Annotated in this window: 15 protein-coding genes and 1 pseudogene; 9 read left to right on the forward strand and 7 right to left on the reverse strand. The window is 37.5% G+C overall.

The features are described from left to right. From GMB86_RS04730 to GMB86_RS04745, 4 genes and pseudogenes are all read left to right on the forward strand, one after another. Window positions 1-432: a transcriptional regulator GutM gene (locus tag GMB86_RS04730; protein ID WP_230458995.1), complete on the forward strand. Its 432-nt coding sequence runs from the start codon at window positions 1-3 to the stop codon at window positions 430-432. A gap of 25 nt (window positions 433-457) precedes the next feature. After that, the gene (gene srlA / locus GMB86_RS04735) at window positions 458-1009 is read left to right on the forward strand and encodes a PTS glucitol/sorbitol transporter subunit IIC (RefSeq protein ID WP_155217329.1); all 552 of its coding nucleotides are present in this window, start codon (window positions 458-460) and stop codon (window positions 1007-1009) included. Between the two features lie 15 nt (window positions 1010-1024). Beyond that, entirely contained in the window at window positions 1025-2062 is a 1038-nt protein-coding gene (gene srlE / locus GMB86_RS04740; RefSeq protein WP_155217331.1) for a PTS glucitol/sorbitol transporter subunit IIB, read from the forward strand. An 89-nt stretch (window positions 2063-2151) separates the two neighbouring features. Beyond that, window positions 2152-2510 (forward strand): annotated as a pseudogene (locus GMB86_RS04745) (PTS glucitol/sorbitol transporter subunit IIA). Window positions 2511-2606: 96 nt separating this feature from the next. Here the strand turns inward: GMB86_RS04745 and GMB86_RS04750 are convergent. The 4 genes from GMB86_RS04750 to GMB86_RS04765 form a co-directional block, all read right to left on the reverse strand. Continuing rightward, a complete protein-coding gene (locus GMB86_RS04750) occupies window positions 2607-3773 on the reverse strand; it encodes an aminotransferase (protein ID WP_155217333.1) in 1167 nt (388 codons plus the stop codon). After that, window positions 3773-4273, reverse strand: a complete 501-nt coding sequence (locus GMB86_RS04755) for an Lrp/AsnC family transcriptional regulator (RefSeq protein ID WP_155217335.1) — start codon at window positions 4271-4273, stop codon at window positions 3773-3775. Before GMB86_RS04755 ends, GMB86_RS04750 begins: the two co-directional genes overlap by 1 nt. A 381-nt stretch (window positions 4274-4654) precedes the next feature. Next, on the reverse strand, window positions 4655-5224 hold the full coding sequence (locus GMB86_RS04760) for a hypothetical protein (protein ID WP_155217337.1): 570 nt from the start codon (window positions 5222-5224) through the stop codon (window positions 4655-4657). Window positions 5225-5395: 171 nt separating this feature from the next. Continuing rightward, window positions 5396-5959, reverse strand: coding sequence for a Maf family protein (locus GMB86_RS04765; RefSeq protein ID WP_155217339.1), 564 nt, complete (start codon window positions 5957-5959; stop codon window positions 5396-5398). A gap of 429 nt (window positions 5960-6388) precedes the next feature. Here GMB86_RS04765 and GMB86_RS04770 point away from each other — a divergent pair, with 429 nt between their 5' ends. The 3 genes from GMB86_RS04770 (at window position 6389) to GMB86_RS04780 (ending at window position 9337) form a co-directional block, all read left to right on the forward strand. Further along, window positions 6389-7381, forward strand: a complete 993-nt coding sequence (locus GMB86_RS04770) for an ABC transporter ATP-binding protein (RefSeq protein ID WP_155217341.1) — start codon at window positions 6389-6391, stop codon at window positions 7379-7381. After that, window positions 7353-8873, forward strand: coding sequence for an ABC transporter permease/substrate-binding protein (locus GMB86_RS04775; RefSeq protein ID WP_155217343.1), 1521 nt, complete (start codon window positions 7353-7355; stop codon window positions 8871-8873). The genes GMB86_RS04770 and GMB86_RS04775 overlap by 29 nt, the downstream gene beginning before the upstream one ends. Window positions 8874-9181: 308 nt before the next feature. Then, window positions 9182-9337 carry a hypothetical protein gene (locus tag GMB86_RS04780; protein WP_155217345.1) on the forward strand — a complete coding sequence of 52 codons (156 nt, stop codon included), beginning with the start codon at window positions 9182-9184 and terminating at the stop codon, window positions 9335-9337. A 97-nt stretch (window positions 9338-9434) separates the two neighbouring features. Here GMB86_RS04780 and GMB86_RS04785 read toward each other — a convergent pair whose 3' ends face one another. Continuing rightward, window positions 9435-10226 (reverse strand): SDR family NAD(P)-dependent oxidoreductase, encoded by a 792-nt coding sequence (locus tag GMB86_RS04785; protein WP_155217347.1) that lies wholly within the window; start codon window positions 10224-10226, stop codon window positions 9435-9437. Between the two features lie 284 nt (window positions 10227-10510). Further along, window positions 10511-10633 (reverse strand): hypothetical protein, encoded by a 123-nt coding sequence (locus tag GMB86_RS15935; RefSeq protein ID WP_268987290.1) that lies wholly within the window; start codon window positions 10631-10633, stop codon window positions 10511-10513. A 307-nt stretch (window positions 10634-10940) separates the two neighbouring features. On the opposite strand from GMB86_RS15935, the gene GMB86_RS04790 reads away from it, so the two are divergent. Both GMB86_RS04790 and GMB86_RS04795 read left to right on the forward strand, forming a co-directional pair. Then, a complete protein-coding gene (locus GMB86_RS04790) occupies window positions 10941-11690 on the forward strand; it encodes a DeoR/GlpR family DNA-binding transcription regulator (RefSeq protein WP_155217349.1) in 750 nt (249 codons plus the stop codon). An 83-nt stretch (window positions 11691-11773) separates the two neighbouring features. Beyond that, entirely contained in the window at window positions 11774-13696 is a 1923-nt protein-coding gene (locus GMB86_RS04795) for a PTS fructose transporter subunit IIABC (protein WP_155217351.1), read from the forward strand. A 133-nt stretch (window positions 13697-13829) separates the two neighbouring features. Here the strand turns inward: GMB86_RS04795 and GMB86_RS04800 are convergent, their stop codons facing one another. Continuing rightward, a complete protein-coding gene (locus tag GMB86_RS04800) occupies window positions 13830-16397 on the reverse strand; it encodes a vitamin B12-dependent ribonucleotide reductase (protein ID WP_155217353.1) in 2568 nt (855 codons plus the stop codon). Window positions 16398-16632: the final 235 nt, after the last annotated feature.

Raw genomic sequence — 16632 nt, forward strand, 5'->3', positions numbered from 1 at the left:
ATGATGTTCATAGGTGGAGCATTTATCGTTCAAATGGCCTTAGGTTATTTACAAATGAAACATTTTTCACATGTTTTTACGAGACTGAGGCGCAAAGGAAAAGTGGCCATAGGGCGAAAAAAAGGAAGATTAAGGTCCGGTACAATCGTGTTCATTAGAATTAACGAACAAGGGAACATCTGTGAGGTACAAAAAATGCAAGGTGTCACTGTCTTAGCAAGGTTTAAAGCATTAAAAGGATTAACAGGAAAAAATATCAAAACCTTAGGAGAACAAGATTTAAAGGCCTATAACAAACTTCTAAGAGCGGCCATTGAAGATGCAGTCAATAATTACAAAATTGTCATGAGTGGGGGAACCATTCCAACGAAATCAACGACCCCATTTCAACAAATGGTCACTTATGGAAAATCTCGTATTCTAGGTAAATAATGAATTTAAAAGGAGTGAAAAAGTAATGGATATAATCGTTGAACTCGCTAAAGGATTTATTAATCTGTTTGAAACAGGTGGAAAAACATTTATGTCATGGATGACGGGGATTGTTCCTGTAGTCCTTATGCTCCTCGTTTGTATGAATTCAATTATTCGTTTGATAGGCGAAGATCGAATTAACTCATTAGCAAGTAAATCGGCGCGGAATCCTCTACTTCGTTATATGGTTTTACCTTTTTTAGGCGCATTTATGCTAGCCAATCCAATGGCTCTTTCTCTTGGTCGATTCTTACCAGAAAAATACAAACCAAGTTACTATGCATCAGCAGCGTTCTTCTGTCATACAAGTAACGGTATTTTTCCACATATTAATGCAGGGGAACTTTTTATTTGGCTGGGCATTGCACAGGGAATTCAAAAACTCGGATTAGATACGACTTCTCTTGCCATCCGGTATTTACTCGTTGGCTTAGTCGCTAATTTCTTATGTGGCTGGATCACCGACTATTTAACTCGTTGGGTTTCGAAACAACAAGGTGTTGTACTAAGTAGTGAAGTAAAAATTAAAGCGTAAATGGGGTGAAGAACCATGACAGAATATAAATCAGCAAAAGTAACTAAAGGTAGCGGGGGGTACGGTGGACCTCTTATTATTTCACCAAAAGAAGGTAAAGACAAAATCTTGTATATTGTTGGTGGTGGGGCTAAACCTGCAATTGTCGATAAGTTATCGGAAATTACGGGAGCTATTCCTGTTAATGGATTTAAAACAAGTGTACCAGATGAAGAAATAGCAGCAGCTGTGATTGATTGTGGAGGAACACTCCGTTGCGGTATTTATCCTAAAAAAGGAATTCCAACCATTAACGTCATGCCGACGGGGAAAAGTGGTCCATTAGCCCAATATATTAATGAGTCTATTTACGTTTCCAATGTGGGTATTGATCAAATAGCGGCTGTGGGTATTGATCAAATAGCTGCTGCAACTGCTGAAGAAGAGACAATACCAGAAGAATCCAATAAAGCCGTTCATGAAAAGAAAACATACAAATACAGCACAGATAAGAAAATTTCAGAAACTAAAGCAGAAAGTTCCGATCAAAATATTTTAACAAAAATTGGATTAGGGGCCGGTAAAGTTATAGATACCTTCTATCAAGCTGGTCGCGATGCCATACAGACATTAATTAATACCATATTACCATTCATGGCATTTGTGGCCATGTTAATTGGAATCATTCAAGGATCAGGGATTGGAACATGGTTCGGGAATGTCATGTCTCCATTAGCAGGTAATATATGGGGATTAATACTCATCGGTTTTGTTTGTTCCTTACCTTTCCTCTCTCCACTACTTGGACCTGGAGGGGTCATCGGGCAAATCATCGGAACGTTAATAGGTGTTGAAATCGGAAAGGGAAACATTCCACCACAATTAGCTTTACCAGCCTTATTTGCAATCAATACGCAGAATGCTTGTGATTTTATTCCAGTTGGCCTTGGATTGGCTGAGGCTGAACCTGAAACAGTCGAAGTAGGCGTTCCTGCCGTTCTCTATTCACGTTTCTTAATGGGTGCACCAAGGGTGGTTATCGCTTGGTTATGTAGTTTTGGTTTATATGTTTAATCTTGAAAGCGCTTAAATGAAAGTTAAGTAGATCATTATAAAACAAAGGGAGGCAGTCTATTTACACATTGATGTAAATAGTAAGAGATATGTCAACAATTTATGAAAATAAAATTCAAAGTATTGGTTCAATGGCAAAAGAGTTCTTTTCAGAAAAAATGCTTATCTTATTCGGTAACGAAGCACCGGATGGATTGAAAGACTATTGTTTTGGTATAGATGTAAAGCCTGTAAATGGTGACATAAAAGTTGGAAATACAGTGTTTTTTAATAACCAATCATACAAAATTACAGCTGTGGGTAATCTTGTACAAAAAATTTAGTAGATCTCGGCCACATTACGATGAAATTTGATGGAAGCAAGTCACCTGAACTTGCAGGAACATTATACCTTGAGAATAAAGAAGTACCAGATATTGATCTTGGAACAAAAATTGAAATTCAATAGAGAAAATAGAAGAGGGTACGACGAAAAAAATTTATCTCATATCTTTGTAAAATACAAAGAAGCTATTTATCTACTTTAAATAGCTTCTTTGTTAATTTATAGATTATCTATAAATCTTCTTATTCGTTTCATTGCTTCTTGAAGCTGGGTTAGGGATGTGGCATAAGAGCAGCGGATATGACCTTCACCACTCTCACCAAACGCATTTCCTGGTACTACAGCTACTTTTTCAGCCTTTAGTAACTCCTCAGCAAATTCTTCAGAGCTAAGACCGGTTGATTCAATTGAAGGGAAGGCATAGAAAGCACCACCAGGGTTATGACAGGTTAAACCCATTTCATTCAATGATTGAACAATGAAATTACGACGTTGTCGGTAGCTTTTTCGCATTTCTTCCACATTTTCTCTTCCGTTTTTTAGACCTTCGAGACCGGCATATTGGGCCATTGTGGATGCACACATGATAGCATATTGATGTATTTTTAACATGCCTTGTGTAATTTCTTCTGGTGCACATACAAAACCTAAACGCCAACCCGTCATGGCAAACCCTTTTGAAAATCCATTTAATAAAATCGTCCGTTCACGCATTCCTTCAATGGAAGCGAGACTGGTATAGGGCTCATCGTAAACGAGTTCAGCATAGATTTCATCTGATAGAACAAGTAAATCATGGCGCACAGCGATCTCTGCAATTTTTTCGAGTTCAGCTTTATTCAGCATAGTCCCTGTAGGATTATTGGGTGAACAGAGCATAATCGCCTTCGTACGTTCAGTCATGACTTCTTCTAATTGACTAGGAAGTATTTTGAAGTCATTCTCTTTTAGTGTTTGGACATGAATCGGAACACCGCCAGCCATTGTCACAAGCGGGGCATATGATACAAAGCAAGGTTCAACAATAATAACTTCATCACCAGGATTTAAAATAGCTCTAAAAGCGATATCAATCGCTTGGCTAGCACCTACAGTGACGATGATTTCAGATTCTGGATCATAAGAGACTGAAAATTGCTTTTGCATGTAACCCGCAATTTCTTCTCGTAATTCCATTAAACCAGCATTCGCTGTATAAGATGTATAGCCTTGTTCTAATGAGGTAATCGCAGCTTCTCTCAAATTCCAAGAAGTCACAAAATCAGGTTCACCCACTCCAAGCGAAATAACGCCCTTCATTCCAGCAGCTAAATCAAAAAATCGACGAATGCCTGAAGGTTTTAATGCTTTTACATGTTCAGCTAAGTAAGTGGTCGTTTGACTCATCACGGAGACACCACAATTCTTCGATCTTCATCATCTGACTCATATACAGTGCCATCATGTTTATATTTTTTCAAAATAAAGTGCGTTGTTGTAGAGATAACAGATTCAATCGTTGAAAGTTTATTGGAAACAAACCGAGCGACTTCATTCATTGACTTCCCTTCTATAACAACGGATAAATCGTATGTACCAGACATTAAGTAAACCGATTTAACCTCTTTAAAACGATAAATGCGCTCAGCTACAGCATCAAAGCCAACGTCCCTTTTCGGAGTCACTTTGACATCAATCATGGCTGTAACCCCTTCATGGCCTTCAATTTTTGACCAATCTACAAGGGAAACATAGCGAACAATAATGTTATGTTCTTCAAGTTTTTTAATGATTTTGTCTGTCTCATCTAAGCTTAAATTAGTCATCTTCGCGATATCTTCATTTGATAAGCGAGCGTTTTTTTCTAGAATCTCTGCGATTTCAATTTCAGTTGATGTAAGTTTCATGAAATCTCTCCTGTCATCTGCAAGTATCCCTATTATAGCAAATGCAAAGCCGTTATTAAATGAATTCTGGATGTTGAAACTTAATATTTTTTGAGAATCAAAATGACTAATAAGATGTTAAAAGCAAAAAATCCTTCAACCAATGAAGGACGAAATTTCAGTCAAGTTCTTCAATAAAAATGTATAGGATCTTTTTAATTAAAGTAGATGATCACTACAGTATGTCGTGTAATGCAATTATTTCGTTTATCCCGCCTTAACGGCAAGTAAAGGCCCCCATCTCAAGATTCTGAGTAGTCAAAGAAGATTGGTAGGGGATCAACTGCCCGTAAAGGTCCGATTGGTTCAGCTAACCATCAGTGGGGGAGAGTGAACTTCACTTTATTGCTTCTTTATCTTCGTTCTTACCCCGGCAATGGTGGCAATAACAAGTCCACCGAGGGTATCAGCGATTAAATCGGTCATTGTGTCGGTGTTACCACCGCCTTGCAGAGTCTGGCCAAAGAGTTGGTCAGTACTAAATTCATAAATTTCCCATACAACGCCTCCAAAGACAGCGAAAGAGAGCGTAAAAAGAAAAACCAGCCAAGGAGAAATTTCATGTCCAGCACTTCGATGTGTGAGTCGTTCGTACAAAGCAATGGCTGTATAAGCAAGGATCACACCACTAATCACATGCATAAATGTATCCCACCAACCGAGACCGTACCAGCCCATTAATGAACCTAAAAATTGCGATCCAAGTAAAAATATTAGATAAGAAATGACGATAGGTAAATTAAATTGTATTTTTTTAAAAAAAGTAAGGAGAAGGGGGATAGCACCGCAAATGACGCCTCCGATGGCTATAACGGACTTAAATGATAGGTCTTGGGTGTGATAGTAAATGGCTAAAATGGCCATAAAAAGGACATAAGCTCCACTCAAAGCCATGACTAGTTTGCGTTTCATTTGTTCACCAACTCCATCCGTTCAAATAGTACTAAATCTTATGATATGCCGTCTATTGAATTATTATTACCACTATCAATTAATTGGTGAATGATAAGAAAAGTTGGTAATTAATCAATGAAAATGCAAACAGATAAACACTATTTACGTTAGCAAACAATAACGAATCAGTTAATTCAAGATTGATTTTAGTTCTCGATAGACACGCGCAACAGGTAAACCCATAACTGAGAAAAAATCACCATTGATCCTTTTGACGAAAAGAGCACCTTGTCCTTGAATCCCATAGGCTCCAGCTTTATCAAAAGAATCACCAGTTGAAATATAGTTATTAATTTCTTCGTCCGTTAAATCATAAAAAGCGACATCCGTTTTTTCAACAAAGGATAGGGTGATATCATTTGATTTAATGCATACTCCTGTCATAACAGTATGAATACGGCCGGAAAGCCGTTTTAACATTTGTTTAGCTTCTTGTTCGTTTTTGGGCTTTCCAAGACTAACATTATCTACACAAACCATGGTATCGGCACCGATAATCACGGCATCTGGGTAATTTAGGCTGACGGCCTCTGCTTTTTGTTCAGCTAATGATTTGACATTTTCCTCTGGAGTAAAGTTTTCATTTAATTTTTCATTAATTTCACTGACAACGATTTTGTAAGGAAAACCCGTCTTATCAAGAAGTTCCTTACGTCTAGGGGAATTTGATGCAAGAATTAGTTTTTGTGACATAAGAATTCAACCTCCATAAAAGATGCTTTTAACCATTATTTTAGCCATAATCGTGGTATGGTACAATTTTTCTGTTAATATCGTTAATTCCGTGTTCTTTTTACGCAATTACGTAAATAATTGACAAGCCACTTGGTAATCTAGTTCAAAATAGTAAAAGACATATATTTTATCCCGCATTAACGGCTATATAGCTCCCCGCTTCAAAGTAATGGGTGTAAACGAGCATTCCTAGGTGGGGAATAACTGCTCGCATGAGACAGGTTTACGATCAGTGGGGATGAAGAACCCCCCCCACTGATAGAAGTTTCACTGGATTGTATAAGAGTTTTAAATGGATTCGAATAAATGAAGCAAGATAGCGGCTTTCTAGATCTTTTTACGCTAAAATAGGCTAATACATAATTACAAACTAGGAGCTGGTGACAGTTGATCCGATTTGAGAAGGTCACAAAAGTTTATCCTGATGGCACTCAGGCTGTAAAAGAAATAAGTCTGTCAATAAAAAAAGGTGAGTTCTTTGTTTTTATTGGAGAGAGCGGGTGTGGTAAGACAACCACTTTGAAACTTATAAATCGACTGATTGATTTAACGAGCGGTTCAATAAAAATCAATGATAAACCAATATTAGATTACCATATTGATGAACTGCGCTGGAACATTGGGTATGTGCTGCAGCAAATTGCTTTATTTCCTCATCTAACGGTCGCAGAAAACATTTCGGTTGTTCCGGAATTAAAGAAATGGAAAAAAGAAAAGATAAATCAACGCATCGATGAGCTGTTAGAGATGGTTGGACTGGATCCAAGCGTTTATCGGGATCGTAAACCAAAGGAATTATCTGGTGGAGAGCAGCAAAGAGTCGGCGTGCTTCGTGCACTTGCCGCTGATCCTGATATTATTTTAATGGACGAGCCATTTAGTGCACTTGATCCTTTGAGTAGAGAAAAACTACAAGACGATCTACTACAATTGAAAAATAAAATTCAAAAAACCATTGTTTTTATTACTCATGATATGAAAGAAGCCTTGAAACTAGGAGACAGGATAGGAGTCATGAAATCGGGGCAGTTAATTCAAGTTGACTCGCCAGAGGAGTTACTATTAAATCCAAAGAATGACTTTGTCGAGTCCATCCTACAAACCCAACGAGAAGACACGTTATTGTCAAAATCTCTCGAATCCATTTTGAATCAAATCGATTTAGAACCTATAGAAAGTAAGGCAAGCCTTAATGAAGCTTTGATACGATCGTCAGATGTACTGATAACTGAAGTTCTAATTCTATTAATGGAAAATAAGGAGATATATGTGGAACGTAACGGACGCTTATTGGGGGCTTTTTCTCAAAAAGGTTTGAAGCACTATTTAACAAATCGAAGGAGGGGAGATCATGACATCCTTTCTAAACGTTTTTCATGATCGAGAGGATCAACTCTTGCAAGCTCTCTTAGAGCACTTGCAATTGTCGCTCATCGCACTCTTGATTGCGGTTTTCATAGGTATACCACTAGGAGTTTACATTACTCGTCACATAAAAGTGGCTGAAATGGTGCTTGGAATCATAGCCATAATACAAACGATTCCATCTCTTGCCTTACTAGGACTATTGATTCCACTTGTAGGCATTGGCTCTGTTCCGGCCATCATAGCCCTTGTCGTCTATGCACTACTTCCAATCTTAAGAAATACATATACAGGAATTCGTGATGTTGATTCATCTCTCATTGAAGCGGCGAACGCGATGGGGATGTCCAATAATAAACGATTAACGAAGGTTGAATTGCCTCTTGCTATGCCTGTCATCATGGCAGGTATTCGGACAGCCATGGTTCTCATTGTCGGTACGGCTACTCTTAGCGCATTAATAGGTGCAGGCGGACTTGGAGATCTTATTCTACTCGGAATAGATCGAAATGATAATGCCTTAATCTTAATCGGAGCCATTCCGGCTGCGTTACTCGCCATTTTCTTTGATTGGCTCTTAAGGTTGGTTGAAAAGCTATCCTTCAAGCGGGCGATTCAGACAGTATCAGCCGCCTTCATTATTGTCGCTTTTATTGCCGTCATCCCGTATATGCATGGGTCTACTCAAAAGCCCATTGTGATCGCAGGGAAATTGGGTTCAGAACCTGAAATTTTAATTAATATGTACAAATTGATGATTGAGCAAGATACCGATATTCCAGTCCATCTAAAACCAGGTCTCGGTAAAACTACCTTCGTCTTTAACGCCTTAAAATCGGATTCTATTGACATTTATCCAGAATTCACTGGAACGGCTGTCGAGACATTCTTAAAAGAGCATGCGGTGAGTCATAGTGCAGAAGAGGTCTATAATCAAGCCAAGGTCGGACTGGATAAAAAATATCATATGACGTTGCTTAAACCAATGCAATTTAGTGATACGTATGCCTTAGCTATTCCTGGGAAAATGGCTGATATGTATCAAATTAAGACCATATCTGATTTAAAAAAGGTTGAATCTAGTATAAAACCAGGTTTTACATTAGAATTTACGGATCGATCGGATGGGTATAAAGGAATACAAAAAACCTATGGCCTTCATTTTTCCGATGTAAAAACGATGGAACCTAAGTTGCGTTATGCTGCGGTGAAAAAAGGAGATATTAATCTTGTAGATGCTTATTCAACAGACAGTGATATAAAACAAAATCATCTCATTGTTTTAAGAGATGATAAGCAACTTTTTCCACCATACCAAGGTGCTCCTTTGATCAAAACAAGTACTTTACAAAAATACCCAGAACTTAAAACCGTCTTAAACAAACTGGCCGGAAAAATCACAGATACTCAAATGCTAAAAATGAATTATGAAGTGAACGTTCAAGGAAAGTCAGCTGAATCGGTCGCTCGAAATTATTTAAAGCAAGCTGGCCTATTAAAGAATTGATGGAGGATGTCATAGAGACCAAAGCCGATAAATATGGCTTTGGTCTTATTTAATATGATTGTTTTTTTAAAAAATAAGAAGAATAATACTATTCAGTAAACATAAACTGTTGAATATAGGACAAAATAAACCTTATTCTCACATATTAGATAGATAACAATATACTATTATTGAAACTAAAAAAGCAGCTTCGATCAATGTTGTCTTAGGGCGATAAATCACTTAGTGTTTGGCATTTCTTAAAATGTGGTATTACTTTAAATATGACATTGCAAATAACAAATTAAAATAATAGGAGAGATATTATCATGTTAAATAAGCTAAAAGTACACCATAAAAATATTTCAACTGAAACAGACCCTCTATTAGATAAAAAAATGCAAAACTTATTGAACTTGCTATTAGTGATAAATCCTAATTTTGATATTGATGAATTACTTGATAGTCAGCATAAATTAATCTGAAAATAGATTCATAAAAAATAAAGAAACCCAAGAAGTCATTTTCTTGGGAATTCCTTTGCTTCTTAGAAACAGTATATTTAGAAATAACTAAAGTGGATTAGATTGAACGAATAATACCGCCTTCGACTCTTTGAGCTGAACCATTGATGGCGGCTGCCTGTTCAGATGCCAGGTAAACAATGATACTTGCGACCTCTTCTGGCGAAGCGTATCGCTGTATAAGGGATGTTGGTTCATTAACTTTAAAATAATTTTGTACAAACGTATCAAGATCTTGTTTTTCTGCTTGAGCGGCGCCTTTCATGTAGTTAGCAACCCCTTCTGTCCAAGTGGGTCCAGGAAGGACAGAGTTGACAGTGACAAAAGTCCCTTTTGTCATTTCTGCCAAACCCCTGGATAAACTAATTAACGATGTTTTAGTCATTGAATAGGGAATCATTTGAGGCAAGGGTTTAATGCCGGCTTCACTAGAGAGATTAATGATTCTGCCGGAATCTCTTTTTAGCATCAAAGGCAAAAAATGTCGACATAAACGAATGGCGCTTAATACATTGACTTCAAAATAGTGTAGCCATTCCTCATCCGTCACGTCAGCAAAATCTTTTACTTCAAAAAAACCTAAGTTGTTAATTAGTATGTCTAAATTTCCTATCTCATTTATTTGCTCAATCAATTTTTTGGATTCTTGAACGTCAGCAAGATCTGCTGCAATCCCGTGAACGTTTCCATAATTGGATAATTCCTCTTTAACAGCCTGTACTTTATCATTTGATCGGCCATTGATGATAACAGAGGCACCTTCTTCTAGAAAAGCTTTTGCTGTGGCTTTTCCAATTCCTGCTGTTGATCCTGTCACAAGGACAAGTTTGTCTGAAAGTTTTAGTTCCATATCTATTCATTCCTTTAAAAAAATAGTGATATTAATTATACAAATAAAGTGGCATGGTTGGAAATCATATGCTTTGCTTGGCATGAAGGGTCTAAGGCGATCAAAAACCGAAAGTGGAATAAAGTCCTTTATCTAACTTAAGTTATATTATGGTTGCTTTTTGATCCATTTATTCTAATGTTAAAAAACATTAAGAGAAAAAGGCATTGAAGGAGAGAAAGCTACTGCTCTTCAACTAGGAAAACTATTTATAGAGGTTGTTCAAAAAGTCACCAAATGATAAGCTACGAATCTCGGCGTTGGCTAGTTTTTCCGGTCCTCATGTAGCAAAAACCTACATTCCGGTCCTCAAAACAGCGCCGCCTTGATCTTCTTGCTTCTAATTTGTCACCTTTTTGAACACGCACTTATATACATAAATATGAACGTATTTGATAGTTTACATAGTGGAGTGGGGCTCCAACCTTTAGATGGCCTAAGAAAAATCTGAATAAGAGGACATAACTTCATGTTCTAACGTATGACAATCCCCAACACAATAACCGAAGTGTATATAAAGCCTCAGATGCTCCGCATTAATTCAGTCGGATTAGCTTAAAAATAATATCTTCATGTATTAAGTTTACTAAACAAAAAAAGTTGAAAGTTTTTGAATGAAAACGCTTGCATTTGGATGGATTGGTGGTAAAATAAAAGTGTGGAGGGGGAAGAAATATGTTGGCTGAAGAAAGACACAAGATCATACTGAATCGTCTTGAAGCAGAACATATTGTGAAGTTACAAGATTTAGTTAACGATCTTCATGCTTCTGAATCCACTGTCAGGCGAGATTTACATGAGTTAGAAGTTCAACGCTTACTAAGGCGAGTTCACGGCGGAGCTGCATTATTACAACAACGTAGTGAAGAACAGGATATGGAAACAAAATCATCCAAAAACATTCAGCAAAAGAGAATCATTGCAAAAATGGCAGCAGAACAAATCAAGGATAACGAATGTCTATATATTGATGCCGGATCAACAACGTTAGAAATGATTCCTTATATTCACGCAAAAAATGTAAACGTTGTCACTAATGGATACGCCCATGTTGAGGCCTTAGTCAAAAAAAATATGGCAACTTATCTCATCGGTGGTATGATGAAGCCCAATACAAGAGCTTTTATTGGAAGCGTAGCTATTCAAGCCCTTGATACTTTTAGGTTTGATCGAGCCTTTATAGGTGTTAATGGCATTGACATAGATATGGGTTATACAACACCAGATCCAGAAGAAGCCATGATTAAACGACGGGCACAAGAACTTGCCTTAAAATCTTACATTCTTGCTGATAGTAGTAAATTTACAGAAGTATCCTTTAGTAAAATGTTTGATCTCTCTAAAGCATCTATTATTACAAATGAGTTACCTCGAGCGGTTAAAGACATGATACTAAAAGAAACAACGGTGATCGAATCTAATTGATAGGGAAAATCACCCAAAAAATGTAACCGCTTACCTTGAGGTTGCGTGACTATTTATATACCATATTGAAGGGAGTCTTCATAATGAAAATCACAGATTTAATGATACCTAGTGTGATGATTATGGATATGAAAGCATCAACGAAAGAAGAAGCTATTGATGAACTTATCGCAAGTTTAAATAATCAAGGCCGAATTAACGATCCTGCGTTGTTTAAAGACATGATATTAAAACGTGAATTAGAGTCAAGTACGGGGATTGGTGATGGCATTGCGATGCCACATGCAAAAACAAAAGCTGTTAATGAAGCAACCGTGGTTTTTGGACGGAGTAGAAAGGGCGTTGATTACGAGGCTCTTGATGGTCAGCCATCACACTTATTCTTTATGATTGCTGCTCCAGAAGGTGCCGCTAATGTTCATCTACAAACATTAGCCGCCTTATCCAGATTATTGATTGATCAACCTTTTGTTGAACAAGTAAAAAATGCTAAGACACCAGCTGATGTTGTACGCCTATTTGATCATAAACAAGCTGAAAAAGAAAGAGAAGAAACGAAAGTCGATGATAATCGGGGGAATAAACCATTCATTGTTGCCGTTACGGCTTGTCCAACGGGTATTGCTCATACTTATATGGCAGAAGATGCTTTAAAGAAAAAAGCAGAGGAAATGGGTGTTGCTATACGTGTTGAGACGGATGGTTCAGAAGGTGTAAAAAATCGATTAACGAATGCTGAAATCGCACAGGCTGTAGGCGTCATTGTCGCTGCGGATAAAAAAGTTGAAATGGCCAGATTTGATGGCAAGAAAGTATTACAAACAGCTGTAAGTAGTGGTATTCGTAAACCAGAAGAGCTCATTCAAAAAGTATTAGACAAAAAAGCACCGACGTATCATGCTGAAGGTGGTTCAGATGACTCAGAAGCAAATGATCATAAAGTTTCTGTTTGGGGTAAAATATACAAAGATTTAATGAACGGGATTTCTCATATGCTACCTTTTGTCGTCGGTGGTGGTATATTACTAGCGGTTTCTTTCCTACTTGAAAATACACTAGGACAAAACAATTCCATCTTCAAAATGCTAAGTACCATTGCTGGGGGAACCGGAGCGTTTCATTTTCTTATACCGATTTTAGCTGGATATATCGCTTATAGTATTGGTGACAGACCAGCACTTATGCCTGGTATGGTAGGTGGACTTTTAGCTGCAAACTCTAATGCTGGATTCCTTGGTGGGCTGGCTGCTGGTTTCTTAGCAGGTTGGATCATCCTTTTTCTCAAAAAAGTCTTTACTAATTTACCAAAGTCTTTGGATGGTTTGAAACCTGTCTTGATCTTTCCAGTTCTCGGCCTTTTGATAACAGGTAGCTTAATGTATTACATTGCAGACCCAATATTCAATTGGGTCAATACAGAACTTGTAAATGTTCTTAACAATTTAGGAACAGGAAATGCCGTTATTTTAGGCCTAGTTCTTGGTGGAATGATGTCAGTTGATATGGGTGGACCGGTTAATAAAGCAGCTTATACGTTTGCAATCGGTGTCTTTACAAGTAGTGGAAACACAAATGGTTTAATGATGGCAGCTGTTATGGCTGGAGGAATGGTTCCACCACTCTCAATTGCTCTTGCTACAACACTATTTAAAAATAAATTTACTGAAAGTGAACAAAAAGCAGGGATTACGAACTATGTTTTAGGTTTATCTTTTATCACAGAAGGGGCGATTCCATTCGCAGCCTCAGATCCTATGAGAATTATTGGTGCGAACGTCATCGGTTCCGCGATTGCTGGTGGATTAACTCAATTGTGGCATATTAATGTTCCTGCACCGCATGGTGGTATCTTTGTCATCTTCCTTGCTAATCACGCTTTATTATTCCTTGTTTCGATTGCGATTGGAGCCGTTGTATCTGGACTCATTCTTGGTTTCTGGAAAAAACCATTTGATCAAAAAATCGCAGAGTCAGTAACAAATGAAAAAGAGATTAATATCCTATAAATAAAACATGAAGAACAAAGAACCAAAATGAGTCTTCCCGAAAAGGAGTTCACTTTAGTTCTTCAATTGGTGTAATTAAATATTCAAGATATAAAAAAAGCTTGAGGGGATCCCTCAAGCTTTTGTATTAAAATTACAACCCACATTTTAATTGGGCACCACAGTTATCACAAGTATTGCAACCGCCAATATCACGAACTTCCCCTTGTCTACATACAGGACATGTGTTACCAACTTCACTGCCAATTGTGACATTGGTTGATTCTAATTCTGTAATCGTATCAACCAAATAGACTTTAGGTTTATCGTCATGATCACCGAATGTCAAGTCCAGTTCAGTTTGTTCTCCTGCACTTTCTTCACTTTTAAGGGTAAGAACTTGTGCGTCGCGGCTCCCATCAACATATACTGTACCGCCTTTAGCTTTTCCATTATAGAGACGTTCATAAACCTGTTGAACTTGTTCAACGGAATAACCGCGCGGGGCATTGACCGTTTTACTTATCGAACTATCTACCCAACGTTGGATAACACATTGTGTATCTGCGTGTGCCTCAGGTGGAAGTTCCATGGCAGATACGAACCAATCCGGCAAGTTGTGACGATCGACATCTGGGTTTTGATCAAGATATTCTTGAACGATATCCGCATTGACTTCAATGAACTTACCAAGTCTTCCGCTTCTAAAGTAGGAGAAGGAGAAGTAAGGCTCGAGTCCTGTAGAGACACCAACCATTGTACCTGTGCTTCCCGTTGGTGCAACGGTTAACAAATGAGAGTTGCGAATTCCGCTCTCTAGAATAGCCTCATGAATGTCTTTAGGCATTTTTTTCATATAGCCTGTTTGAATAAAAGCTTTTCTTAGTTTGTTCGTTTCTTCTTCAGTTTGACCTGTTAAGAAAGGGAAACTTCCTTTCTCTTTGGCAATTTGAATACTTGTACGATAAGCGGTAACAGCCATAACTTCAAAAATTTGATCAACTAATGCATTTCCTTCTTTAGAACCGTATTTTTGTTCGCAGTAAATAAGCAGATCATGAAGCCCCATGACACCAAGACCGATTCGACGTTCTCCGAGGGCTTGCTTTTTATTTTCTTCTAAGAAATAAGGCGTTGCATCAATAACGTTATCTTGCATCCGAACAGCAACTTCAACAATTTGACGCAATTTATCAAAATCAACTACTTTGTCTTGTTTATTAGCTACATTAGCCAAGTTTATGGCACCTAGGTTACATACAGAATACGGAGCGAGAGGTTGTTCACCACATGGGTTCGTTGCTACAACTTTTTGTCCATAGGCTTTTGCATTGGTATCGTTATTGGCATTATCAATAAAGAAAATACCAGGCTCTGCAGAATAAGTAGCACAAATATTAATCAAATTCCATAATTCTCTCGCTTTTATTTTTCGATAAACGCGAACTTTGTACCCAAGTTTTTCCCATTCGCGAACATCACCGACTTCATGCCAGTGAGTATTGTAGTCGTTTTTCTCTTTGTCTGAATAATGGTCAATATCAGGAAAACGAAGTTCATAGTCTTCATCGTTCTTGACAGCTTCCATAAAATCGTTCGTGATACAAACACTAATATTCGCACCAGAAAGGAAATCAGGCTGATGAACACTATATGTTCCGCCGTCTCTTAATTTTTGTTCAGCATCATTAATAGCACTCTCACTGAAACCGCCATGTCCCTCGATATCTTTAAAATTGACGATCCCTTGATACATATTTTGCTCTATCTCAGTTAGAGGTGTAAATTTTAATTTATCTTTTGCTAGCTTTTTAATTTGTTCATCCTGTGTATTTTCGATTAAATATCTTAAAATACGTGGATTTTGCATTTTGGAGATAATAAATTCAACAATATCAGGATGATCAGATTGAAGCATGATCATTTGGGCACCCCTACGGCTTCCTCCTTGTTCAACGAGATGAGTCAATTGAGCAATATCATTTAACCATGAGACAGAGCCAGATGATTTACCGTTAACCCCTTTAGCGAGGGCATGTCTAGGACGCAATGTACTTCCGTTTGTCCCAACACCGCCGCCTCTAGACATAATCTCCATCACTTTCTTACGATGTTCTGAAATACCTTCGCGGCTGTCTTCCACATAAGGCATGACATAACAATTAAAGAATGTGGTTTGAGTATTTGCCCCAGCACCGTAGATGACACGTCCGGCTGGCACAAAGTTAAGAGAGACGAGTTCTTTATAAAATTTTTCTTCCCACTCTTTTTGTTTTTCAGGTGTTTTTTCAACACCTGCAAGCCCTTTGGCATTACGAAGGGCGATTTGTTCATAATAAATTTCTAAAGGTTTATCTAGCACGTCAATACTCGTTTTAATAATTCCGTTTTTAGCGGCTTCATGTTCGAGTATGCCTCTAAACTCATCTTCAATTTGAACAGTTGCAAGTCGTTTATTATAGTCAAGGTCTAATACAAACCCTGTTCCTCTTGCCGGAAATTTAGGATCTTCCTTTATAGTAAGAACAACAAAATCGCCTTCAGCTAGCGTTGTTTTTGCTGTATCTTTGAATGAATAACGATCTAACATGACAAGCCTTGATACACCTTTATAGGTGGTATTCATATCGTTTGTAATTTTAGCTACTTGAGGAAAAAGATCAATATCTTTATTTAATTTATCGATGTTAATCTGACATTTCGTTGATTGCAGTGTGGTCATTAGATCACGCTCCTTTTTTAAATCATGGTAAAAAAGTATCTTGTCTATCATGAGATTTTAGAAAAACATATTTGATGGAGAAAATAAATAGAATACAATATGTAGTATAACGGTGGGGAGAATATACTATATAAAGACATTATATTGACATTATATCGTATATTTGGTCGAAATCAATCATCTAAACCTTTGAAGCATGAACAAATTTCGACAAAACTAGATCATGGATTAAATA

The sequence above is a fragment of the Terrilactibacillus tamarindi genome (assembly GCF_009718825.1).
Taxonomy (GTDB): Bacteria; Bacillota; Bacilli; order Bacillales; family Sporolactobacillaceae; genus Terrilactibacillus; species Terrilactibacillus tamarindi.